Below are 21,553 nucleotides of genomic sequence, written 5' to 3'. Positions count from 1 at the left end.
AAGGCCCGGCCTGTGAGCTCGATTATTACACCGTGGCGCGCTTCCTTCGTTAAGGGCCCGATTCAAACCCGACATTTTGCACTAAATTGGGCGGATGGGCATTTTTTTGCTATATTTGCGCTATATCTGCAGTATGCAGCGGAGATAGCCGGATCCAGAGAGGAGGATCACATGAAAAAGATTTTGATCTCGATCGCATCCGCCTTCATCCTGACCGGGAACTGGACGGGAGCCGTTGCGGATGAGGGAGGCGCAGGAGAAGGCGTAGGCAGCCCCGGCGATCCAGCGAAAGCCTCCCGTACCATTGAGATTACGATGGTGGAAAACCGTTTCAAACCTTCTGAAATAAATGTGAAACAGGGGGAAACGATAAAATTTGTGCTCAAGAATGCTGGCAAAAAGAAGCATGAGATAATGATTGGCACGCCCGAGGCAATCGATGAGCATGGCAGGATGATGAAAAAACATCCCGACGCGGAACATCACGACGAGCCCAACATGATTAGTGTTAATTCCGGCGATACGCGCGAGCTGATCTGGCATTTCGCTGATGCTGGCACGGTCTACTACGCCTGCCCGCTGCCAGGCCACTTCAAGGGCATGAATTTTCCGGGTATGAAAGGAACCATCAACGTGGAAGCAAAATGAAAATAGCAAAACAGTTATTATTAGCCGGATCGATTCTCATTGGCGGTGTGCCGGCAATTACGCAGGCTACCTCGACAACGGTTGAGGTTTATAAGAGCGCCACATGCAAATGCTGCGCCAAATGGGTCGACCATATGCGCGCGCATGGTTTCACTGTGAATACCCATGATGTAGGTAACAAGGAGGTGCGTGAACGCGCGGGTATTTCCACCACGCTGGGTTCTTGCCACACCGCCCTGGTTGACGGTTATGCGATTGAAGGTCACGTGCCCGCGGCCGATATCAAACGGTTCCTGAAAGAGCGTCCGCGCGCAATAGGCCTGACTGCTCCCGGTATGCCACATGGCTCTCCTGGAATGGAAGGCGCGCGCAGCGACCCTTATGACGTACTGTTGATCAATAAACAGGGCGATACGAGCGTATACAGCCGACACCTTCCTTCTGACCCGAAAGAATCCATGATGAGACTGAAGTGAGGAGTATGCAGTTTCCTCCCCGCTCTCGTAATTCAGAATAAAAAAGAAAACCTGGCCCGCCGCGTTCGGTTGCATCCCGCCGGCTGGCCACCAGCAAAGGTCCCCCTCATGAACATCCGTTTTTTCCTGCTGGTTGGCATGGCCGGATTGATCGCCGGTTGCGGCGAATCCAAGTCACCTTCTGCGCCGCCTTCGCCGTCTGTAGGCGCATCAGCCCCTACCGCACCAGCCGCACCGGTATCACCCGCCACACCCCCTTCCACTGCCGAGTCGGCACCGCCTGCTAAGGAATCTCCACCTGCTGCCGCCCAGGTGGAGCAGCCGAAAAACCTGGCTGCGCGCAAGCTGGATCCGGAAAAGATCAAGCGTGGTGAGGCCGTTTATCGCGCTAACTGCGCGAGTTGTCACGGACCCAATGGGGAGGCGACCTCAGGGTGGCGGACCCCCGGCCCCGACGGCAGATATCCCCCTCCTCCGTTGGACGGCAGCGCGCACGCATGGCACCACTCAACTGAGACGCTGGAAAAAATGATTCGGGAAGGCAGCCCTGGCCCGGGGGGCATGCCGCCTTGGGATGGCAAATTGACGAATCAGCAGATCGATGATGTGATCGTGTGGATCAAGTCCCTGTGGCCAGACGATGTGTACGATATCTGGTTTAAGGAAATCGAACAAAAGCCGCAACCGAAACAAAATTGATGCTACGGCTGGGCAACGCCGGAGGTCGCCGCAACACGTCTCCGGCACAGTGTAAAACCTGTTTCAGGTTTTACAACGCTCAGGCCGGCTCGGCTTTACGCGCTTCCTTCTCGCCTTTCTTCACCGTAGCCCGGGCTGGCAGTTTTTCGCGAATACGCGCAGATTTGCCCGAACGGTCCCGCAGGTAATAAAGCTTGGCGCGGCGGACGTCGCCGCGCCGCTTGATCTCGATACTGGCAATCAGCGGCGAATAAGTCTGGAAGGTCCGCTCCACGCCCTCTCCGCTGGACACTTTCCGCACCGTGAAGGCCGAGTTAAGCCCGCGATTACGTTTCCCGATGACGATGCCCTCATAGGCTTGAATGCGCTTGCGGTCGCCTTCCACCACCTTGACGTTAACCACAACGGTGTCGCCGGTGGCGAAATCGGGAATTGTTTTGCCCAGACGGCTAATTTCTTCGCTTTCAAGTTGTTCGATCAGGTTCATTTTTCTACTCCTTAGCTTTTTGCTTTATATTCCTCGATTACTGCTGCTTTCAATTGGCTTCGTAGGATTGCTGGAATTCCTCCAGCAATCTTTTTTCCTCGACTGTCAGCCCGCTCTCGACTTTCAACGCCAGCAAATCGGGGCGTCTCAGCCATGTCCTACCCAGCGACTGTTGCAAGCGCCAGCGTTTTATTCTCGCGTGATCCCCAGACATTAAAACATCAGGTACGACATTGCCGCGATAAACCTCGGGCCGCGTGTACTGGGGAAAATCAAGCAGCCCATTGGTAAAGGATTCCAGGCTAGCCGATTCAGGGTCTCCGAGCACGCCCGGCATTTGCCGTACCATACAATCAATCAAAACCATGGCGGCCAGTTCGCCGCCGGAGAGCACATAGTCCCCGATGGAAATTTCGAGGTCCACCTGCCGCTCTATCAGGCGCTCATCCACGCCTTCGTAGCGTCCGGCGAGCAGCACTAGGGCCGGCAGTTCGCATAGCTCCAATACCACGCGATGGTCTAGCGGGCGCCCTTGCGGGGAAAGGTAGATAACTTTCGGCCCCCCCGCACCACCACGACCGCTGGCGATTTGCCGGCTCCTTGCGGCCGTAACGGCCCTTTCCAGAGGTTGCGCGAGCATCACCATTCCCGGTCCCCCACCGTAGGGCCGATCATCCACGGTACGGTGATTATCTTCGGTAAACTCGCGCGGGTTCCAAGTATGCAAATGATAAATGCCGTTTGCACTGGCCCTTCCGGTGACGCCATATTTCGTAATCGCGTCGAACATCTGAGGGAAGAGCGTGACCACGTCGAACTCGAACGTCATGACTAGTAGTCCATGCCCCAGTCCACCGTCATCCGCCTTGCCTTCAAATCTACCTTGACAATTATCTCGGAAATGAAGGGAACCAACCTTTCGCTGCCGCCTTCTTTCGAATTCTGCACTTGAAGCACGTCATTGGCGCCTGTCTCGAGTAAGCCTGCCACGACCCCCAGTTCTTCACCCAGCAGATTGACCACTTCAAGGCCGATCAGGTCGGACCAATAGTAGCCATACTCACCATTTTCGGGTAAGACGGGCAATTGACTGCGAGGAACGCCAACCTGCAAACCCTTCAACCGCATTGCCGCTGTACGATCGTCGTATTGCTCGAGCAAAGCAACCACTATACTTCCATGGACCTCGCTCGCGGCGACTCTATGCCTACGCCAGTCGCCGCTGCCCGTTCCCAGCCACCAAACGGGGTAGCCCAGCAGCCCATCTACATTTTCAGTGTATGGAAAAATCTTGATCCAGCCTGATACTCCGAATGGCCCGACAACATGGCCCATTACCACTATAGGTTCGGCTGGCTCGGCTGGTGCGTCGGGTTCAGCTTGCTGCGGCTTTTTGCTTCGCGCCAAAATCTTTGACGAGCCTCGTCACAGTGTCGGACAGTTGCGCACCCTGCGATTGCCAATATGTAACGCGATCCAGCTGAACGCGCAAAGCTTCTTCCCCTTCAGCCGCCCTGGGGTTATAAAAACCGATGCGCTCGATAAACTTGCCATCACGGGCATTGCGCGAATCGGCTACCACCAGATTGAAAAACGGACGTTTCTTGGCGCCACCGCGCGCCAGTCGAATAGTAACCATATATATGCCCTATGAGGCTCCAAAACCGAAAAGGGTGTGATTTTACGGTAAATTTTAGGTCATTAGCAAGTCATAAATACCTTCCAGTACACTCCAGCCGAAGCGAGGAGCCCTGGAGCAGGCGGGTACACGGCAAAAGGCGAAAGTTTCAGCAGCTGGACGGCAAGGTTAGTGCGCCTGTTCCCAATTGGGCCCCACGCCAACCTCTACGAGTAATGGGACGTCGAGTTTGGCGACGTCGCCCATAAGCTTGGGTAGACGGTATTTGACCATCTCGAGTTCGTCGTCCGGCACTTCCAGTACCAACTCGTCGTGAACCTGCATGATGAGTTTGGTGCGGAGGTTTCCGTGCGCCAGCCAGCCATGAACCGCTATCATCGCGAGCTTGATGATGTCGGCCGCGGTGCCTTGCATCGGTGCATTGATCGCGGCTCGTTCGGCCGCTTGTCGGCGCATGCCATTTGAACTATTGATTTCCGGCAGCCACAGCCTGCGTCCGAAGACTGTTTCGACCCGGCCGGTTTCCCTGGCGGCCTCCCTGGTATTCTTCATATAACTGGCGACGCCCGGGTAGCGTGCGAAATAACGATCCATGTAGGCCCTTGCAGCGGCGCGGTCAATACCGAGCTGGGAGGCCAATCCGAACTCCGACATCCCATAGATCAGGCCAAAGTTAATGATCTTGGCGTAGCGGCGCTGTTCGCCGCTTACCATTTCGAGCGAAACCCCGAACACTTCCGAGGCGGTAGCGCGATGAATGTCCTCGCCGGCGGCGAAGGCTTGGAGCAAGCCTGCGTCCTGTGAGATATGCGCCATGATGCGCAGTTCGATCTGCGAATAATCAGCTGAAACGAGACAGTTGCCGGGAGAGGCTATAAATGCCTCGCGTATACGGCGACCCTCCGCCGTTCGCACCGGAATATTCTGCAGATTGGGTTCGTTGCTGGCCAGCCGCCCGGTTACCGCCACCGCCTGTGCGTAATTGGTATGCACGCGCCCGGTAGCAGCGTCCACCATGCGGGGGAGCTTGTCAGTATACGTCGATTTAAGCTTGGCAAGCCCGCGGTAGTCCAGCAGAATTTTTGCCAAGGGGTAATCCAGCGCGAGCCGTTGCAGTACGTCTTCATCAGTGGACGGGACTCCACCCGGGGTCTTTTTCAGCACGGGCAGCTTGAGCCGCTCGAACAGCACCTCCTGAATCTGTTTGGTGGAATTCAAATTGAATGGCTGTCCCGCGATCGTGCACGCCCGATCTTCCAATGCCAACATCTTTTCACCCAACTCCCGGCTTTGAACCGCCAGTAGCTGCAGGTCCAGAAGTACACCCTTGCGCTCGATTTCAAACAATATTTCCATCACTGGCATTTCGAGCTCACGGTAAACGTAATCAAGCTTTTTATCCTCGGCAATTTCCGGATAAAGGCAGCGGTGCAGCTGCAAGGTAATGTCCGCATCCTCTGCCGCGTATTGCGATGCCCGTCCGACGTCTACCTGATCGAAACATATCCGGCTTGCTCCCTTGCCGGTGACCTCGTCATAGCTTATGGCTCTGACCCCCAGATGCCGTAACGCAAGGCTATCCATATCATGCGCGCGATGGGATTCAAGCACGTAAGACTGCAACAGGGTGTCATGAGCGATGCCGTTCAATTCGATGCCATGATTGGCGAAGATGTGCTTATCGTATTTTAGATTCTGCCCCAGCTTGAGCCTGGACGCATCGGTGAGCCAGGGTTTGAGCTTATCCAGCACCATGGCCACCGGCAACTGCAGTGGTGCGCCGGCATAGCAGTGTGCAAGCGGCAGGTAGGCACCCTGATGAGCCTTAATGGAAAACGCGATGCCGACGAGTTGCGCCTGCATTGGATCGAGCCCCGTCGTTTCCGTATCCAGCGAAACCACCGACGCGGCGTGTAGCCGCTCGATCCAATCATCGAGTTGGGCCGGGGTGAGGATAACGTGATAATCACGCGTCACATCCTGATACCCCCGATCCGCGCCTGGCTCCTGGGCGCCGGGCGCGGATACGATGCTTCCGCGCCCCCCTTTTGCATCGGCTTCCTGCGTCAGTTCGCGCAACCAGGTTTTGAACTCCAGGCGCTCGTACAGCTCGGCCAGCTTCGCGGTATCCTGCGGTTGCAGCGCAAGATCGTGCAAGCTCACGGGCAGCGGCACGTCGCATTTTATCGCCAACAATCCGCGCGATACGCTTAGCCAATCCAGCGCCTTGCGCAGATTTTCCCCTACCGCGCCACCGATTTCGTTGGCATGCAGGACAAGGTTGTCCAGATTGCCGTACTGGGTGAGCCATTTTACGGCTGTTTTTGGCCCCACCTTGTCCACTCCCGGGATGTTATCGGTCGCGTCGCCCACCAGCGCCAGATAGTCGAGCATGCGCGCGGGCGTAACGCCAAACTTGGTGCGCACGGCGGCTTCGTCGAGCCTCTCGTTTGTCATGGTATTGACCAGCGTGACCTGTGGAGTGACCAGTTGCGCGATATCCTTGTCGCCGGTCGAAATGATGCAACGCATGTTCTCGCGTTCAGCTTGTTTCACCAGCGTACCGATTACATCATCCGCCTCCACCCCTTCCACAATCAGCATCGGCCATCCCATTGCTTTTATACACTCGTTCAGGGGATCGATTTGTGCCGCAAGATCATCAGGCATGGGCGGACGATGCGATTTATACTGCGCATAGAGGTCATCGCGGAAGGTCTTGCCTTTTGCGTCGAATACGCAGGCGCTATAATCGGCCTGGTAATCCTTATGCAAACGGCGCAGCATGTTGAGCACACCATAAACGGCCCCAGTCGGTTCGTTGTTGCGGTTGCGAAAATCGGGCAGAGCATGAAAAGCGCGGTACAGGTAAGATGAACCGTCGACAAGCAGTAATGTTTCCATTTAAAACGTCCAAAGGTTTCCAATGAGCGCGGAAGATAAGTTAGCCCATACAATGACAACCGATTTCAGGGAAAAAACATGGTCGGCGAGGGAGTCATGGCGTGTGTTCGGGATTATGGCAGAATTTGTCGAGGCAACGGAACGCCTCACTTCGATTAAACCCGCGGTCAGCATTTTCGGCAGCGCGCGAACACTTCCGGATCATCCGACCTATAAATTGGCCGAGCAGATCGCGCGTCAATTATCGGATGCCGGTTTTGCCGTCATTTCCGGCGGCGGCCCGGGTATCATGGAGGCGGCCAACAAAGGGGCGTATTTCGGCGATGCGCCCAGCATTGGTCTGAACATCCAGCTCCCGCACGAACAGCGCCGAAACGCCTATCAGGACGTCAGCCAGACTTTCCGCCATTTTTTCGCCCGCAAGTACATGTTCGTCAAATTAGCCACCGCATACGTCGTCCTGCCCGGCGGATTCGGCACGCTGGATGAACTGATGGAAGCGCTCACGCTGGTACAGACCGGCAAGACGCGGAGAATGCCCATTATTCTGGTTGGTTCGAATTTTTGGCGCGGAATGCTCGATTGGCTCCAGCAGGTGCTTATTACTGAAGGCATGATCGCTCCCGAGGACATGGACTTGATACAGGTGATCGATGAGCCTGCCCAGGTCGTGGATGCGATATTCAATTATTATGAAACCCGCGGGTTTGAGCCCTCTGCGGCGGAGCGAGAGGTCCAACTCAATCTATAATAGAGGTGACATTTCAGATAGAATGGGATATTGATGACCCTTACCCTGCTGGGAGGCGCCATGCGTCGCATCGTTCTTGCATTGTTATTGAGCGCTGCATTGCCTGCAGCAGCACAGTCCAACCAGCCCAAGGATCTGCGGCCGCTGCCCGAAGTTCCGGAACCGCCGGCGTTGGCGTTGCCAGCGCCAGGGGTGGGGGACGAGGATGACCCTTCACTTGAGCCGCAGGTCACCATTACCCAGCGCGGTGAAGACAAGGTCGAGGAATACCGGATAAACGGCCGCCTCTACATGATCAAGGTGACGCCCCGAGTAGGGTTGCCGTATTACCTGATCGACAATCAGGGCGATGGCACGTTTTCCACCCATAACAGCGGCGGCCTTGATCAGAACATCCGCCCTCCAATGTGGGTAATACACCAGTTTTGAATTTTCATAGAGGGCAGCGGGCTTTCATACTGCGTAGACGCTTCTGCCCTCCCATTTTTCTCGCTCATGTCTGTTTTCACTACTGTCACCCCACCTCAGCTTTCTGCCTGGCTAAGAAACTACTCCCTCGGTACACTCATCAATCTGGAAGGTATCTCTTCGGGCATCGAAAACACCAATTATTTCGTCACTACCAGCCACGGCAAATACGTTCTCACTTTATTTGAAAAACTGAGTTCGGCCGAGTTGCCTTACTATCTGAATCTGATGGCATATCTGTCGCGCCGTGGGATCCCCTGCCCAAGCCCCGTGGCGGACCTCGACAATAAATTTCTCGGCGAACTTAACGGCAAGCCGGCGAGCATTGTCACCTGTTTGCCAGGAAAATCGCAGGAACACCCTACTGCGGCGCACTGCGCGGAGGTAGGGGAGCTGTTGGCGAATATGCATTTGTCCGGTATCGCCTATCCGGAAAAAATGGAGAACGCGCGTGGACCAAGGTGGTGGAAAACCGCAGCAACGGACGTCATGCCATTTCTCGGCGCGGAAGAGGCCGTAGTTCTCAAGGAAGAGTTGCGTTTCCAATCATCTTACCGCTTCGAAAATCTGCCACGGGGGGTGATCCACGCTGACCTGTTCCGGGATAACGTGCTGTTCAATGACGGCGCCATGGGGGGCGTCATAGACTTCTATTTTGCCTGCAATGATGTCCTTCTGTACGACTTGGCTATCACCGCTAATGACTGGTGCCTGAACGAAGACCGGGAGCTGGACGACGCTGCTACGCTATCCCTGCTCGCGGCATACCATGCCACGCGGCCGCTCACGGAAGTTGAGCACAACGCCTGGCCGGTAATGTTACGCGCGGCGGCTTTGCGTTTCTGGCTATCACGGTTGCAGGACTTCCATTTGCCTCGGGCGGGAGAGCTCACGCATGTCAAGGACCCAGCACATTTTCTGCGCATACTGAAAAACCATGCAGCTTCACAGTCCCGATTGTTCGGCGTTTGGGTTTGAGCGAGCCGGCTGGTCACTGTGTTCCAGCGCCAGTGCTCTCACGGAGATATAAAAAAAATGCAAGTCACGCAAGTCGATGCAAAACAAGGATGGTTATGGATTGTCCACGGCTTCGCCCTGTTCCGCAGGGTTCCGCTGGGGTGGATTATCCTGTGCACCACTTTGCTACTCATCGCCGCCACGCTGTCGCTCATCCCTATGGCCGGACAATTCGTATTTACACTGCTATCGCCGGTATTTTTAGCGGGACTGATGATTGGATGCAGGAGTCTGGAGCAGGGGGGAGGACTCGAATTTTCCCATCTGTTTGCGGGATTCCGCAGCAACACCGCTTCGCTGATTACCATCGGCGGAATTTACCTGGTAGGGCAAGTGCTGATCCTCGGCGTGTTCATGCTGGTCGGAGGCGATGTACTGATGGGTCTGCTGCTGGAAGGCAAACGCGTGGATGAGAATGAGCTGAAGAGCGTGTCAGGGGACATGTTGACCGCCTCTCTGGTAGCACTGACGTTGTCCATCCCGCTGATGATGGCCGCATGGTTTGCGCCTCTGCTGGTGATTTTTAAAGACATGCCTCCACTCGAAGCAATGCGGCTGAGCTTTGTCGCGTGCCTGAAGAACATCATAGCATTCCAAATCTATGCGGTAATACTGGTAGTGCTGACGGTGATCGCGACCATGCCGTACGGATTGGGGTTGTTTATACTCGTGCCGACGTTGTTTACCTCGATTTACGTCAGCTTCAGGGACATCTTTGTGGATACGACCGACGCCGCATGAGATCCTGGTTATTTCATGAATTGGCTATCTTGCCCGCTTTACGCGGGAGCCAGTTTTGCGTATTCCAGCAATAGCCACTTGGTGCCAGCGCGGCCAAATTTCACCTCGACGCGCGCATCCGCGCCGTTGCCCTCGCAACTGATGATCACGCCCGCGCCGAACTTGGCATGAACGACGTTTTGCCCTACGCGCCAACGCGAAGCAGCGGAATCGCGTGCAACGGGTTCCTGGTTTCTCATCCCCTGCCAAGGCGAAGGGCCGCTGGCAATTGATGGGTAATTCCCAACGGGAGCTTTCTGCAGCGGCTGCAACCACTTGACCAGGCTGTCGGGAATTTCCTGCAAGAAACGCGAGGGAATGTTATATCTGATCTGGCCGTGCAAGAGGCGGCTTTGAGCGAAACTCAAATACAACCGCCGCCGAGCCCGGGTCAAGGCGACGTACATTAACCGTCGCTCCTCTTCCAGGCCTCCTGTTTCATTGCGGCTATTGTCGTGGGGAAACAGACCTTCCTCCAGCCCACTCAAAAACACGCTATGAAATTCAAGCCCTTTGGCCGAGTGCACCGTCATCAGCTGCAGCGCATCCTGACCCCCGGCGGCCTGGTGCTCGCCAGCTTCAAGGGAAGCATGGCTAAGAAACAGAAGTAGACTGTCATCCTCGGCTTCATGCACGAAATTGGTAGCGGCATTGATCAACTCATCCAGATTTTCCAGCCGCTCGACCCCCTCGCGTTCGCTACGATAGTGTGCCCGCAACCCGCTATGTTCAAGCATGTGTTCCACAATTTCCGGTAGCGACAACTGGTCTCGAATCTGGCGCATGGATTCAACCAGCGCAACAAAGCTCTCCACTCCCTTACTGGCTTTGCCGGCCTTTCTGAAATCCGTCATCCGCCTGACCGTCTCGCTTGCCGGGTCCGTCAAATCCTTCCCTGGGATGGCTCCGGCTCCGCATTTCTTCAACATCGCAGCCCATATGCTCGCCCCTTGATGCAGAGCATCGTCCTGGAGCTGTTCCAGGCTGCGCAGACCGATACCCCGCGTCGGAAAATTTACGACACGGAGCAATGCGTTATCGTCGTCTGGATTGGCTATCAGCCGAAGATACGCCAGAGCGTGTTTGATTTCCTGCCGTTCAAAAAAACGCATACCTCCGTAGACCCGGTAAGGTAAGGCGGCGTTGAACAAGGCATGCTCCAGCACGCGTGATTGCGCATTGGAACGGTATAGCAAGGCTATCTGCGACAACGCCACTCCTTCCGCGCGCAACGATTTCACTTCGTCCAGTATGAATGAGGCCTCGTCGATATCGGTGGGTGCGTTATATACCCTTATAGGTTCGCCCTGACCTTCCGCAGTCCACAGATTTTTGCCGAGCCGCCCCCCATTGTTGCGGATCAGTGTATTGGCGGCGTTCAGTATATTGCCGTGCGATCGATAGTTCTGCTCAAGCTTGATGATTTTGGGGATACGGAAGTCTCGCTCAAACTCCTTCATGTTCCCCATGTTGGCACCACGAAAGGCGTAAATACTCTGGTCGTCGTCGCCAACGACAAATACGGCAGTACGCTCACCCGCAAGCAGCTTCAGCCATCTATATTGCAGTCGACTGGTATCCTGGAATTCATCCACCAGAATATGATGGAAGCGGCTGCGATAATGCCCACGCACGATTTCATTACGGGTCAACAGTTCGTAACTGCGCAATAGCAGCTCAGCAAAATCGACCACCCCTTCCTTGTTGCATTGCTGCTCATAGGCTAGATAAAACTCGGCCATCTTATGCGTGAAATCATCATGAGCTTCAACTTGGGATGCTCGAACCCCCTCTTCTTTTGCGTTGTTGATGAACCACTGAACCTGCCGTGGCGGAAACTTCTCGTCATCTGCGCCCATACCTTTCAGAATGCGCTTGATAATCGCCAACTGATCCGCCGAGTCGAGAATCTGGAAAGCCTGTGGCAGTCCCGCATCCCGGTTATGGGCGCGAAGCAGGCGATTGCAGAGGCCGTGAAAAGTGCCGATCCACATACCGCCGGTGTTGATAGGCAACATGGCGGAAATGCGGGTGAGCATTTCCTTCGCCGCCTTGTTGGTAAAAGTAACCGCCAATATACCGTGGGGGCTGACCTGCCCGTCCTGAATAAGATATGCGATTCGAGTCGTCAGCACACGAGTCTTGCCGCTGCCTGCGCCAGCCAGCACCAGCGCCGACTGGTGCGGCAGGGTAACGGCCTCGAGCTGTTCGGGATTAAGTGCGGAAAGTAGAGAAGACATTCAGGCAAGCTAACCGGCAGTGAGTGCCGGATTTATCATCAAACGTTTTGGAAGCAGTGCTGAAATAGAGATTTACAGTGATTCCCGATAAAGTCAAGCAGCAGGAATTCGACTGTATGCGCTCCCGAATAAATCCCGGTACGAGGAATTTATTCGGAGCCTGATCCACGTAAGAAAAGACAATGCACGAAAAAGATGCGCCCAACGCCGGCTCCGGAGGCGTATTGACCAGCGCGAGCAGCTGATTACCCGCTGCGGCTTTGAGTAACCAGGTCCAGAATAAGCGGCGTCAGTATCAACTCCATTGCGAATCCCATTTTCCCTCCCGGCACGACTATCGAATTCGGACGAGACATGAACGAATTGTGAATCATGGATAGCAGATATGGAAAGTCCACTTTTCGGGGATCGCGGAAGCGAATAACGACAAAACTTTCATCCAGCGTGGGAATGTCGCGTGCAACGAATGGGTTGGACGTATCGACCGTGGGCACTCGCTGAAAATTTATATGCGTGCGTGAGAACTGGGGCGTAATGTAGTGGACGTAATCGTGCATGCGGCGAAGAATGGTGTGCGTGACTGCCTCTGCCGAATAACCGCGCGCGTTCATGTCACGATGGATTTTCTGGATCCATTCAAGATTAACGATGGGTACGACGCCCACCAGCAAATCGACATACTTTGCGACATCGGCGGTATCGCTCTTCGCTCCTCCATGCAACCCTTCGTAAAACAGCAAATCCGAACCCGACTTGATGGGAGCCCATGGCGTGAAGGTGCCGGCAGGCTGCTCATATGGGGCAGCTTCTTCGTCATTGTGCAGATACAGGCGGGTCTCCCCTGTTCCGCTCTCCCCGTAAGTCTTGAATAACGCCTCTAACTTTTCGAATTCATTGGCCTCAGGGCCAAAATGACTGATCGGATGACCGTTCTTTTTCTCGGATTCGACTACCGCTTTCTTCATCTCTTCACGATCGTAGCGATGGAAGCTGTCGCCCTCTACCACCGCGGCAGTCAGTTTCTCGCGCCAGAATATATGCTCGAAACTTTTTTTGACCGTCGACGTACCAGCGCCAGATGAACCGGTAACGGCGATGATAGGGTGTTTTTGTGACATACAACGCTCTCCTCAGGACAATAAATAAATGAATGTTATGTTTTTCTCGTCAATAAATACCGCTGAATTCCAGCAAATTTTTTGCGGCGTTTATGATACCCGTTTTCAACTTGCCTTGGGTTAAAAGATGCAAGTACATTCTGAGCCTTGTCAATTTGGGAGAGGCTGCGGTCATCTGGAAAGGGTCAATACGCTTACTCCACTGAACGCCAGGTGGAGACCGAATTCAAGACCGGCCTGTGCGCTTTATCAGCAACGACCGCCGAGCCGCAGTGCTCGAAGGTTTCAAGCTAGCGGAAGGTTGACTTTTGGAACACTCCGGCATAATATGCTGGGCTTTACTGAATCAGCAGGGATGGGCATCGTGAAAACCTTTTCAGCCAAATCACATGAAATAAGCCGCGACTGGTTTGTAATCGATGCGGCCGACAAGGTGCTCGGGCGTCTCGCCGCAGAAATCGCGCATCGTCTGCGAGGCAAACACAAACCTATCTATACTCCTCACGTGGATACTGGTGATTTTATCGTCGTTATTAACGTCGACAAGCTGCGCGTTACGGGCAACAAGGCAGAGAGCAAGACATATTTTCGTCACACCGGCTACCCTGGCGGCATTTATGAAACCAGTTTCGCCAAAATGCACGCACGCTTTCCCGGTCGACCGCTTGAAAAAGCCGTGAAGGGCATGTTGCCGAAGGGACCGCTCGGGTATGCCATGCTGAAAAAACTTAAAATCTACGCGGGTGCGTCGCATCCGCACGCGGCCCAACAGCCGCGACAACTCGAAGTCAGGGCCTGATATTAATGAACACGACCTACAATTATGGTACGGGGCGCCGCAAAAGTGCCGTCGCGAGAGTCTTTATCAAGCCCGGCAAGGGTTTGATAACGGTTAACGATAAACCGGTCGATGAGTTTTTCTCACGCGAAACCGGGCGTATGGTGGTTCGTCAGCCACTGGAACTGACCGGAAATCTGACAAGTTTTGATATCGTGGTTAATATCCACGGCGGCGGCGAATCGGGTCAGGCTGGAGCAGTGCGGCACGGCATCACCCGGGCGCTGATCGACTATGATGCCTCGCTCAAGCCTGTATTGAGCAGCGCGGGGCTGGTAACGCGGGACGCGCGCGAAGTGGAACGAAAGAAGGTTGGTTTACGCAAAGCGCGCCGGCGGAAGCAATTTTCCAAGCGGTAATTGTTTACAGCTGGTCACAAAAAGCCGCCTTTTCTGGCGGCTTTTTTATTGGTTACTTTATAATCGTGCCGGAGAACAGGGGAGCACTATGCTTAAAGTAGGTATCGTAGGAGGAACAGGGTATACCGGGGTGGAATTGCTGCGGATTTTATCCGACCACCCCGAAGTGAGCATACGGGCGATAACGTCGCGTAAGGAAGCAGGTATGGGAGTAGCGGAATTATTTCCCAGTTTGCGAGGGCGAGTGTCACTGAAATTTTGTGAACCAGCCGAAGCTTCCCTGGAGCGCTGTGACCTGGTGTTTTTCGCCACTCCGAACGGTATCGCCATGAACCAGGCACGGCCGTTGCTGGATGCGGGCGTACGGATAATCGACTTATCCGCCGATTTTCGTATAAAGGATGTGGCCGCTTGGGAGAAATGGTACGACATGACTCATGCCTGCCCTGACCTGATAGCCGAGGCCGTCTATGGACTGCCTGAAATTAATCGGGAAAAAATCAGGAATGCGAGGCTCATAGCCAATCCCGGCTGCTATCCTACGGCGGTCCAGCTAGGCTTCCTGCCGCTGGTTGAAGCGGGTATCGCGGACTTGGATAATCTGGTGGCGGACGCGAAGTCCGGCGTATCAGGCGCCGGACGCAACGCTGCGGTGCACACGCTGTATGCAGAAGCTGCAGACAATTTCAAGGCTTATGGAGTTCCAGGACACCGTCACTTGCCAGAGATTAGACAAGGCCTGTCGACCGTAGCAAAGCGTGAGGTCGGGCTGACGTTCGTGCCTCATCTCACTCCGATGATTCGCGGTATCCACGCTACGCTCTACGCCAAGCTGACCGCCGAGGCCGATCTGCAGGCTCTGTACGCCAACCGCTATGCCGATGAGCCATTCGTTGATGTGCTTCCTCCAGGCGCTCATCCAGAGACACGCTCGGTACGGGGCTCAAATCTCTGCCGCATCGCCGTCCATCGTCCGCAAGGAGGCAATACTGCGGTAATACTGTCGGTAACGGATAACCTCGTCAAAGGCGCTGCAGGACAAGCGGTACAGAACATGAACCTGATGTTCGGTTTACCTGAAGCGCTCGCCATCAGCCACGCTCCATTGCTGCCCTGAGCGCCCTGTCACTTTTTCTGAGTGTAGCGGGATCGCTGGCCGGCGGAATAACCGTATTTGTTCCGATATAGCCTTACATGCGCACCGGCGATCAAGTTGCAGTAAAATTAGCGGCTCATGGGGTAGCTTAAGCGGTTGTTCAGCCTGAATTGCAGGGTCAGACCATCACATTGCCTCTGCTCGCGATTTCCAGCTTGGCGGCAAATCGCTCTACCGAGGATGATTTCTCAGGGTTCTGCTGTCATGATCAAATCGCTTAAAAAAAAGCACGGCATATCGGCGTCCAGAGTAGCGATACGTCCCCAAACGCCGGCGTATGTGCGATGGCTTGTGATCGCGATTCTCGCTGTCTTGGCGCTGGGGCTGTCATGGGGCATGTATGATGCGGGACGAAAGTTCGCTGGCTTTGACAAGACCGAAACCAGCGATGAATTAAACCGTTTATCTCAGTTGAATGCCCGGCTGGAGCGGGATAATGAAGAACTCCGCATGAAATTGGCCGGGCTGGACCGGCAGCTGCAAATGGACCTTGTCGCTCGGGAAGATATCGCAAAGCAGGTCAAGATCCTGGAAAACGAAAATATCCGCTTAAAAGAAGACTTGGCATTTTTCCAGAACCTGGGGTCAGTCGGAGGAAAATCAGAGCAAAAGGTTTCGATTGGCCGGTTGAAGCTGGAACGGGGTAAGTTGCCCGGGGAATACCGTTATAGCCTCCTGCTGGTCCAAAGCGGACCGCGTGCAAAGGATTTCCAGGGAAGCCTGGAATTCGCCGTTCATTTCCAGCAAAATGGGGAAAAAATGATGATACCCATAACCAGCGACAGTTCGGCGCCGATGTTGGATGTCAACTTCAGGTTTTACCAGAGAATAGAGAATACCTTTCACTTGCCGCCCGATGCCATTGTGGACAGTATGCAGGTGAAGGTGTTTGAAAAAGGCGTGTCGCAGGCGAGGCTTATGCAGACAGTGAACTTGTCCTTATAAAGGAGGAAGAATGTTCGGAAAAACAGAGAAACCCCAGAGTCAAATTGATTCGCTGATCGGGGTAGGAACCCACATCGATGGCAACATCAACTTCAGTGGGGGGTTGCGGGTGGACGGCCGCGTTACGGGGAATATCGTCGCGCTCGGTGAAAAGTCGAGTACTCTCGTACTGAGTGATCAAGCAGTCATCGAGGGAAAAATCGTCGTTTCGCACGCTGTTATAAACGGCACGGTGTCTGGCGCCATCCATGCGAGCGAATACGTGGAACTACAGCCCAAGGCCAAGGTCTCTGGAGATATACATTACAAAGCCATGGAAATACAGCTTGGCGCATCGGTCGATGGTATGCTGCATCATATGGATAACGTGCAAGCCGACAATAAAGTCGTCCCATTGATTCCTGCATCCCAAGGGGATTAACACCGTCTCGCCAGGGCCGAGAAATTTTTTCACATTAACTTATCCAAATAGGCACATGAACGCACCAACCGAGACCAACCTTGTTGCAGAAATGCAAACCCCACTGATCTTTACTGACAGTGCTGCAAACAAAGTCAGGCAGCTGATCGAGGAGGAAGGAAACGACGATCTCAAGCTGAGAGTTTTCGTCGCTGGTGGAGGATGCTCTGGTTTTAAGTACGGCTTTACCTTTGATGAGCTAATCAGCGAAGATGATATGGTGATGGAGAAGAACGGGGTGAAACTGCTCATTGACGCGATGAGTTTTCAATACCTGGCCGGCGCTGAAATCGACTATCAGGAAAATGCTGAAGGGGCGCAATTCGTTATCAAGAACCCGGGGGCGTCCAGTACCTGCGGGTGTGGATCTTCTTTTTCCATGTAGCCTACCATCAGGGGCGTTTTTTACCATAAAACCGGGAACGGCCTCTTTGCCCCGTCAGTGCTAAATTCGAGCAGGGTCAATTAGGATAAATTGCCCCGAGAAGTCTCGCGCCTCTTGCGCCGGTTACCGAAGGAAGACTGGCCGGTATCCCGTGCATCACCTGCTTCGCCAGCCACGCAAATGCAAACGCTTCCAGCCAGTCAACATCTACGCCCAGGCTGTCGGTCAATTCCACCTTTGTTCCGGACATGGCTGTACGCATTCGGGCGACGAGCGTCCCGTTACGCGCGCCGCCACCGCATAGATAAACTTCTGTCACGTGCGGGAAATGATCGGATATCGACCCAGCAATTGATGCAACAGTTAACTGCAGCACAGTCGCTGCCACGTCAGCCGGAAGCTCATCGCCAGATAGGCAACTCTCCAGCCAGGCGAGATTGAATATTTCCCTTCCAGCACTCTTGGGCGGTGGAAGGGAAAAAAAAGGCGTCGCCAGCAGTTTGTCGAGCAGGGCCGGTATTACTCCGCCTGATGCTGCCCATGATCCGTTGTTGTCATACGTGTGGCCGGTGTGACGCAAGCACCAGGCGTCCATCATAATGTTGCCGGGTCCACAGTCAAATCCGGTAACCTCGCCATTGGGCGGCAGGTCAGTAATATTGGAAATACCACCGATATTGACTATGGCGCGATGAACCTGGGGGTGACTGAACAGCACTTTATGAAATGCTGGGACAAGCGGCGCCCCCTGCCCACCCGCAGCGATATCGCGACTCCTGAAGTCCGCCACCACTGTGATGCCGGCGAGCTCAACCAGCAGCGCCGGATTGTATAATTGTATCGTATAGTCCCTCCCCGGCTGAGGGCAATGCCGCACCGTCTGGCCATGGCATCCGATCGCCGCCACTTCCGCCGTCTTTACATTGCATTCACGAAGTAACTGCGCCACTGCCTGTGCATAATGGTGGGCGAGTTCATTGCCGACCATGGCAGCGCGATGCAGTTCATCATGGCCGGGGAGATGCAATTCCAGCAGTCGATTGCGAAGGTCGGGATCATATGCCCGGTAACAGGCGTGCAGCACCGAGGGGGATGAAGAACTGAAATCGGCGAGGACAGCGTCGATCCCATCGAGGCTAGTGCCTGACATGATGCCGATGTAATAAGCGGTTTTCAAATTTGTCCGCCTATGCCCCTGTGGCGCTGACTGGACCCTAGTCGAGGAAGGCGAGGCTCGTCCCGCGCAGCATGTCGAGACGCGCCATTGACGATTTGGTGTATTCGTAAAATGCCGGCAGATGCTTGGGTGAAACCGGATTCGCAGCAGGCATGGCTACCTTGGTGGGGTCGCGCTGCACACCGTTGAAGCGAAACTCATAATGCAGATGCGGGCCGGTTGCCATTCCCGTCGCACCAACCTGACCGATAACGTCACCTTGGCTGACTCGCTGACCCTTGCTCAAACCCTTGGCGAAAACAGATAAATGCCCATAAACGGTAGAGTAGCCCCCGTTATGCTGCAAAATTACGACATTACCATAGCCGCCCTGCCAGCCCGAAAACGCCACCGTCCCATCGGCGGCCGCTTTTACCCGGGTTCCCGTGGGCGCAGCGTAGTCGATGCCATTATGGGCCCGCCAGGTTTTGAGGATGGGATGAAAACGCGCGCTCGAAAAACCTGAACTGATGCGCGAGAACTCCAGCGGCGAGCGCAGGAATGCTTTTCGGAGATTCTTGCCGTCAGGGGTAAAATACCCGCTTTCCCCATTTTCAGCAGCGAAATAGAGCGCCCGATGCGGCGTTCCCTGATTGATGAACTCTACCGCCAGCACCCGTCCGGGCCTTGCCGGTTCGCCATTGCCATAAAGCGAGTCGTAAACGACGGTAAAACGATCGCCTTTGCGCAAATCGCGATGAAAATCAATCTCGGAGGCGAGAATATCCACGATCTGGGTGGCAACGCTGTCGGGCACGCCCGCGTTATCGATCGCCGCGAACAGCGAACTGTTGATTACGCCGGATTTCATCTGAATGTGCGTTTCCAGCTTTGCCGGTTGTTCGCTCATCCTGAAGGAATGCCCGTTTTTCTCCATCACCAGCTGCTCACTGCCGCCTGGAAAGTACCGCAACACCAGGAGCTCGCCAGTCGCAGTGGTCTGGACGTGGATAGTCTTGCCGGAAATGAGCTGGTGCATGGGCTTGACATCCCTTACGTCTCGCAGAAAACTTGCCGCTTCGTGATTGTTGACGCCGAGACGGGACAGCAAGGCCGCGAGAGTATCGCCCCGCTCGATTCGTTCCTGCCGCCAGAATGTCATGTCGGGATCAGAGGCTGGAGAAACCTCAGGAACTTCGAGGCGGAGGACAACCTGCTCCACGGGAAGTTCTTCAAACGACGTGCCCGGCGCGATACCGAACGCCGCCACCATGCCGAACAAGGGAATGCTCGATAACAGAATCAACCAGCGCAGCCTGCTTTTCGTCAAGGTCAGTTGCTTTTTCGGCAAAGCCCTGAATTTTTGAACCAGCATATTCTCCCTCATGCTCTATCTACAAAGTTTAACACAATACCCATCACGCGTAAGTGCTTAGTTGATATGCTGACATGGGTAAGAATCGAGATTTCCTGCCGGTTTGGCCCGCATGTGACCACCCCAGCATAAATATTCGGTGCGGCTAGCGAAAAAAAAGGCGCTATTAAAGGCGCTATTTACGGACGTTGTTCACTTGCGTCGCTCAGGGTCAGCTATCGTATAATGCCATTCCTGCTTGCTAAAAATACATTTTGGAAACTCACCATCGCCCATCCGCAGACTTTGGGATAAAGCCGCTTTTCAACATGCAATCCGCTTGCTTCAACTATTTCCCCCGCCGCATGGGTTTGGCGAAATCTTGACTTCTTTTCAGGTTCACCTCTCCATCTTGGGAACAGTTCATGTCCACAGACGATCTGACACTTGATTTACTTGCACATCACCCTTTTCCCCATCTCGCCGCCGCGATACGCGCCCGCGCCGATTTCATCATCCCTGAGTGGGAAATTGCAGTGCGCAGCACGCTTCCTACCGCCGATGAGCTAACTCTGCAACAGCTGCGGAATTCGCTGCCTTCGATCCTGGAGGAGATGGCTGAGGCATTGGCGTCGGGCAAACCGCATGCCACCCGAGAACTGATCAAGGGCAGCAGAAGCCACGGGGCAACGCGGTTTCATGAGAACTATAACATCCGTGAATTGATCGTCGAATACAGGCTGGTTCGAAGAATAGTCATTGAACATGTTTCCGAGGCGCTTGATGGCGGTATGGATGCCCGCAGCAATGTCGCCTTGAATATGGCCATCGACACCGCCCTTCAGGTTGGCGTTATTGCGTTCACAGAACATCTTCAGCAGAGGATTCGCGCCTCTACTGACACCCAGTCCAAATACCTTTCCTTTCTGTCGCATGACCTTCGCAATCATCTCAATCACGCCATGCTTCATTTGCAGCTTCTCGCGGCAAGGCTTGCCAAAGCGCCGGAATATGCTAAAAGCGTAGAGGATATCGAGTCTATCAAGCGGGCTATCCTGCAGACGACCTCGGGCATGGATCAGTTGCTGCAGGCGGAGCAGTTGCGGCAGGAGTGTGCCGAGGTTAATGTTCAGCGCGTTGATCTGAAGCATTTGCTATCAGAGATAGCTAATCAGTCGCAGCACGAAGCGCAGTCCAAAGGATTGAAATTGGATGTGGACGTGCCGGAGGGCGCGCAGACCAATAGCGATGAGGCCTTATTGACACTCGTGTTGCAGAATCTCCTGGGGAACGCGGTAAAGTACAGCTCAAGCGGCACTATAAGAATCATGGCCCGGAACGGAATGGAAGGCAAAAGCACTGGCTGGGTACTCAGTATTAGCGATGAGGGCCCGGGTATCGCCCCGGAAAATTTGAGCAATCTGTTCGATGCCTTCAAGCGCGGTGAAACACACGGCCAACCGGGTGTCGGGCTGGGATTGACGATCGCCGCGCAAGCTGCCCGGCTTCTGGGCGGCGAGTTGGCGGTCGAGTCGAAACTCAATGTCGGCTCGACCTTTCGACTGGTGTTGCCCAGCTACGCGCCGGCGCCTGTCTGAGGCCGTTTAAATCTTTTCGTTTGTTATTCGTTATCGGTTCGATGGCCGCCGGCATTGATGCGTTCCCGTTCATAC

At 54.6% G+C, this 21,553-nt stretch carries 23 protein-coding genes; 14 read left to right on the top strand and 9 right to left on the bottom strand.

What is annotated here, in order from left to right:
- Positions 1–171 precede the first annotated feature (171 nt).
- The 3 genes from BM022_RS10810 (at position 172) to BM022_RS10800 (ending at position 1,823) form a co-directional block, all read left to right on the top strand.
- Positions 172–648, top strand: a complete 477-nt coding sequence (locus tag BM022_RS10810) for a cupredoxin domain-containing protein (protein WP_091139212.1) — start codon at positions 172–174, stop codon at positions 646–648.
- On the top strand, positions 645–1,124 hold the full coding sequence (locus BM022_RS10805) for a DUF411 domain-containing protein (protein ID WP_091139211.1): 480 nt from the start codon (positions 645–647) through the stop codon (positions 1,122–1,124). Before BM022_RS10810 ends, BM022_RS10805 begins: the two co-directional genes overlap by 4 nt.
- 108 nt (positions 1,125–1,232) lie before the next feature.
- Positions 1,233–1,823: a c-type cytochrome gene (locus tag BM022_RS10800; protein ID WP_091139209.1), complete on the top strand. Its 591-nt coding sequence runs from the start codon at positions 1,233–1,235 to the stop codon at positions 1,821–1,823.
- Positions 1,824–1,902: 79 nt separating this feature from the next.
- Here BM022_RS10800 and rplS read toward each other — a convergent pair whose 3' ends face one another.
- The 5 genes from rplS to polA form a co-directional block, all read right to left on the bottom strand.
- A complete protein-coding gene (gene rplS, locus BM022_RS10795) occupies positions 1,903–2,310 on the bottom strand; it encodes a 50S ribosomal protein L19 (RefSeq protein ID WP_091139208.1) in 408 nt (135 codons plus the stop codon).
- Between the two features lie 49 nt (positions 2,311–2,359).
- Positions 2,360–3,139: a tRNA (guanosine(37)-N1)-methyltransferase TrmD gene (gene trmD / locus BM022_RS10790; protein ID WP_091139206.1), complete on the bottom strand. Its 780-nt coding sequence runs from the start codon at positions 3,137–3,139 to the stop codon at positions 2,360–2,362.
- Positions 3,140–3,141: 2 nt separating this feature from the next.
- Positions 3,142–3,654 (bottom strand): ribosome maturation factor RimM, encoded by a 513-nt coding sequence (gene rimM, locus BM022_RS10785; protein ID WP_091139277.1) that lies wholly within the window; start codon positions 3,652–3,654, stop codon positions 3,142–3,144.
- A gap of 31 nt (positions 3,655–3,685) precedes the next feature.
- Positions 3,686–3,949, bottom strand: a complete 264-nt coding sequence (gene rpsP, locus BM022_RS10780; protein ID WP_091139203.1) for a 30S ribosomal protein S16 — start codon at positions 3,947–3,949, stop codon at positions 3,686–3,688.
- A 168-nt stretch (positions 3,950–4,117) separates the two neighbouring features.
- Positions 4,118–6,853: a DNA polymerase I gene (gene polA / locus BM022_RS10775; protein WP_091139201.1), complete on the bottom strand. Its 2,736-nt coding sequence runs from the start codon at positions 6,851–6,853 to the stop codon at positions 4,118–4,120.
- Positions 6,854–6,875: 22 nt separating this feature from the next.
- Here polA and BM022_RS10770 point away from each other — a divergent pair, with 22 nt between their 5' ends.
- From BM022_RS10770 to BM022_RS10755, 4 genes are all read left to right on the top strand, one after another.
- Positions 6,876–7,604 (top strand): LOG family protein, encoded by a 729-nt coding sequence (locus tag BM022_RS10770; protein WP_091139200.1) that lies wholly within the window; start codon positions 6,876–6,878, stop codon positions 7,602–7,604.
- Between the two features lie 60 nt (positions 7,605–7,664).
- Entirely contained in the window at positions 7,665–8,033 is a 369-nt protein-coding gene (locus BM022_RS10765; RefSeq protein ID WP_091139275.1) for a DUF2782 domain-containing protein, read from the top strand.
- Positions 8,034–8,099: 66 nt separating this feature from the next.
- Positions 8,100–9,050, top strand: coding sequence for a homoserine kinase (locus BM022_RS10760; RefSeq protein ID WP_091139198.1), 951 nt, complete (start codon positions 8,100–8,102; stop codon positions 9,048–9,050).
- 57 nt (positions 9,051–9,107) lie between these two features.
- Positions 9,108–9,830, top strand: coding sequence for a BPSS1780 family membrane protein (locus tag BM022_RS10755; protein ID WP_091139197.1), 723 nt, complete (start codon positions 9,108–9,110; stop codon positions 9,828–9,830).
- A gap of 38 nt (positions 9,831–9,868) precedes the next feature.
- Here the strand turns inward: BM022_RS10755 and BM022_RS10750 are convergent, their stop codons facing one another.
- Complete coding sequence (locus BM022_RS10750; protein WP_091139195.1) at positions 9,869–12,109, bottom strand: UvrD-helicase domain-containing protein; 2,241 nt, start codon at positions 12,107–12,109, stop codon at positions 9,869–9,871.
- A 245-nt stretch (positions 12,110–12,354) separates the two neighbouring features.
- Positions 12,355–13,227: a phosphoribulokinase gene (locus BM022_RS10745; protein ID WP_091139193.1), complete on the bottom strand. Its 873-nt coding sequence runs from the start codon at positions 13,225–13,227 to the stop codon at positions 12,355–12,357.
- 364 nt (positions 13,228–13,591) lie between these two features.
- Between BM022_RS10745 and rplM the strand changes: the two genes are divergently transcribed.
- From rplM to erpA, 6 genes are all read left to right on the top strand, one after another.
- Positions 13,592–14,026 carry a 50S ribosomal protein L13 gene (gene rplM / locus BM022_RS10740; RefSeq protein ID WP_091139274.1) on the top strand — a complete coding sequence of 145 codons (435 nt, stop codon included), beginning with the start codon at positions 13,592–13,594 and terminating at the stop codon, positions 14,024–14,026.
- A 5-nt stretch (positions 14,027–14,031) separates the two neighbouring features.
- A complete protein-coding gene (gene rpsI / locus BM022_RS10735) occupies positions 14,032–14,424 on the top strand; it encodes a 30S ribosomal protein S9 (protein ID WP_091139192.1) in 393 nt (130 codons plus the stop codon).
- A gap of 88 nt (positions 14,425–14,512) precedes the next feature.
- Positions 14,513–15,541 (top strand): N-acetyl-gamma-glutamyl-phosphate reductase, encoded by a 1,029-nt coding sequence (argC, locus tag BM022_RS10730; protein WP_091139190.1) that lies wholly within the window; start codon positions 14,513–14,515, stop codon positions 15,539–15,541.
- 243 nt (positions 15,542–15,784) lie between these two features.
- Complete coding sequence (locus BM022_RS10725; RefSeq protein WP_256209126.1) at positions 15,785–16,525, top strand: DUF6776 family protein; 741 nt, start codon at positions 15,785–15,787, stop codon at positions 16,523–16,525.
- A 10-nt stretch (positions 16,526–16,535) separates the two neighbouring features.
- Entirely contained in the window at positions 16,536–16,946 is a 411-nt protein-coding gene (locus BM022_RS10720) for a bactofilin family protein (RefSeq protein WP_091139189.1), read from the top strand.
- A gap of 55 nt (positions 16,947–17,001) precedes the next feature.
- Complete coding sequence (gene erpA, locus BM022_RS10715; protein WP_091139187.1) at positions 17,002–17,370, top strand: iron-sulfur cluster insertion protein ErpA; 369 nt, start codon at positions 17,002–17,004, stop codon at positions 17,368–17,370.
- 76 nt (positions 17,371–17,446) lie between these two features.
- On the opposite strand, the gene BM022_RS10710 is transcribed toward erpA, so the two are convergent.
- Both BM022_RS10710 and BM022_RS10705 read right to left on the bottom strand, forming a co-directional pair.
- Positions 17,447–18,547 (bottom strand): anhydro-N-acetylmuramic acid kinase, encoded by a 1,101-nt coding sequence (locus BM022_RS10710; RefSeq protein ID WP_091139186.1) that lies wholly within the window; start codon positions 18,545–18,547, stop codon positions 17,447–17,449.
- Between the two features lie 37 nt (positions 18,548–18,584).
- A complete protein-coding gene (locus tag BM022_RS10705) occupies positions 18,585–19,901 on the bottom strand; it encodes a M23 family metallopeptidase (RefSeq protein ID WP_256209125.1) in 1,317 nt (438 codons plus the stop codon).
- Between the two features lie 404 nt (positions 19,902–20,305).
- Here BM022_RS10705 and BM022_RS10700 point away from each other — a divergent pair, with 404 nt between their 5' ends.
- Positions 20,306–21,478, top strand: coding sequence for a sensor histidine kinase (locus BM022_RS10700; protein WP_091139183.1), 1,173 nt, complete (start codon positions 20,306–20,308; stop codon positions 21,476–21,478).
- Positions 21,479–21,553: the final 75 nt, after the last annotated feature.

The sequence above is a fragment of the Nitrosospira sp. Nsp14 genome, from assembly GCF_900113575.1.
Classification (GTDB): domain Bacteria; phylum Pseudomonadota; class Gammaproteobacteria; order Burkholderiales; family Nitrosomonadaceae; genus Nitrosospira.
This window is presented reverse-complemented; position numbering and strand designations above follow the sequence as displayed.

What these genes read in the sequence shown, in the direction of transcription:
- polA (WP_091139201.1), bottom strand. Translation starts at nt 6,853, where the DNA reads ATGGAAACATTACTGCTTGTCGACGGTTCATCTTACCTGTACCGCGCT.
- rplS (WP_091139208.1), bottom strand. Translation starts at nt 2,310, where the DNA reads ATGAACCTGATCGAACAACTTGAAAGCGAAGAAATTAGCCGTCTGGGC.
- trmD (WP_091139206.1), bottom strand. Translation starts at nt 3,139, where the DNA reads ATGACGTTCGAGTTCGACGTGGTCACGCTCTTCCCTCAGATGTTCGAC.
- BM022_RS10700 (WP_091139183.1), top strand. Translation starts at nt 20,306, where the DNA reads ATGTCCACAGACGATCTGACACTTGATTTACTTGCACATCACCCTTTT.
- BM022_RS10760 (WP_091139198.1), top strand. Translation starts at nt 8,100, where the DNA reads ATGTCTGTTTTCACTACTGTCACCCCACCTCAGCTTTCTGCCTGGCTA.
- rpsP (WP_091139203.1), bottom strand. Translation starts at nt 3,949, where the DNA reads ATGGTTACTATTCGACTGGCGCGCGGTGGCGCCAAGAAACGTCCGTTT.
- BM022_RS10720 (WP_091139189.1), top strand. Translation starts at nt 16,536, where the DNA reads ATGTTCGGAAAAACAGAGAAACCCCAGAGTCAAATTGATTCGCTGATC.
- BM022_RS10770 (WP_091139200.1), top strand. Translation starts at nt 6,876, where the DNA reads ATGAGCGCGGAAGATAAGTTAGCCCATACAATGACAACCGATTTCAGG.
- BM022_RS10805 (WP_091139211.1), top strand. Translation starts at nt 645, where the DNA reads ATGAAAATAGCAAAACAGTTATTATTAGCCGGATCGATTCTCATTGGC.
- BM022_RS10755 (WP_091139197.1), top strand. Translation starts at nt 9,108, where the DNA reads ATGCAAGTCACGCAAGTCGATGCAAAACAAGGATGGTTATGGATTGTC.
- BM022_RS10705 (WP_256209125.1), bottom strand. Translation starts at nt 19,901, where the DNA reads ATGCTGGTTCAAAAATTCAGGGCTTTGCCGAAAAAGCAACTGACCTTG.
- erpA (WP_091139187.1), top strand. Translation starts at nt 17,002, where the DNA reads ATGAACGCACCAACCGAGACCAACCTTGTTGCAGAAATGCAAACCCCA.
- BM022_RS10765 (WP_091139275.1), top strand. Translation starts at nt 7,665, where the DNA reads ATGCGTCGCATCGTTCTTGCATTGTTATTGAGCGCTGCATTGCCTGCA.
- BM022_RS10800 (WP_091139209.1), top strand. Translation starts at nt 1,233, where the DNA reads ATGAACATCCGTTTTTTCCTGCTGGTTGGCATGGCCGGATTGATCGCC.
- argC (WP_091139190.1), top strand. Translation starts at nt 14,513, where the DNA reads ATGCTTAAAGTAGGTATCGTAGGAGGAACAGGGTATACCGGGGTGGAA.
- rpsI (WP_091139192.1), top strand. Translation starts at nt 14,032, where the DNA reads ATGAACACGACCTACAATTATGGTACGGGGCGCCGCAAAAGTGCCGTC.
- BM022_RS10750 (WP_091139195.1), bottom strand. Translation starts at nt 12,109, where the DNA reads ATGTCTTCTCTACTTTCCGCACTTAATCCCGAACAGCTCGAGGCCGTT.
- BM022_RS10745 (WP_091139193.1), bottom strand. Translation starts at nt 13,227, where the DNA reads ATGTCACAAAAACACCCTATCATCGCCGTTACCGGTTCATCTGGCGCT.
- BM022_RS10810 (WP_091139212.1), top strand. Translation starts at nt 172, where the DNA reads ATGAAAAAGATTTTGATCTCGATCGCATCCGCCTTCATCCTGACCGGG.
- BM022_RS10725 (WP_256209126.1), top strand. Translation starts at nt 15,785, where the DNA reads ATGATCAAATCGCTTAAAAAAAAGCACGGCATATCGGCGTCCAGAGTA.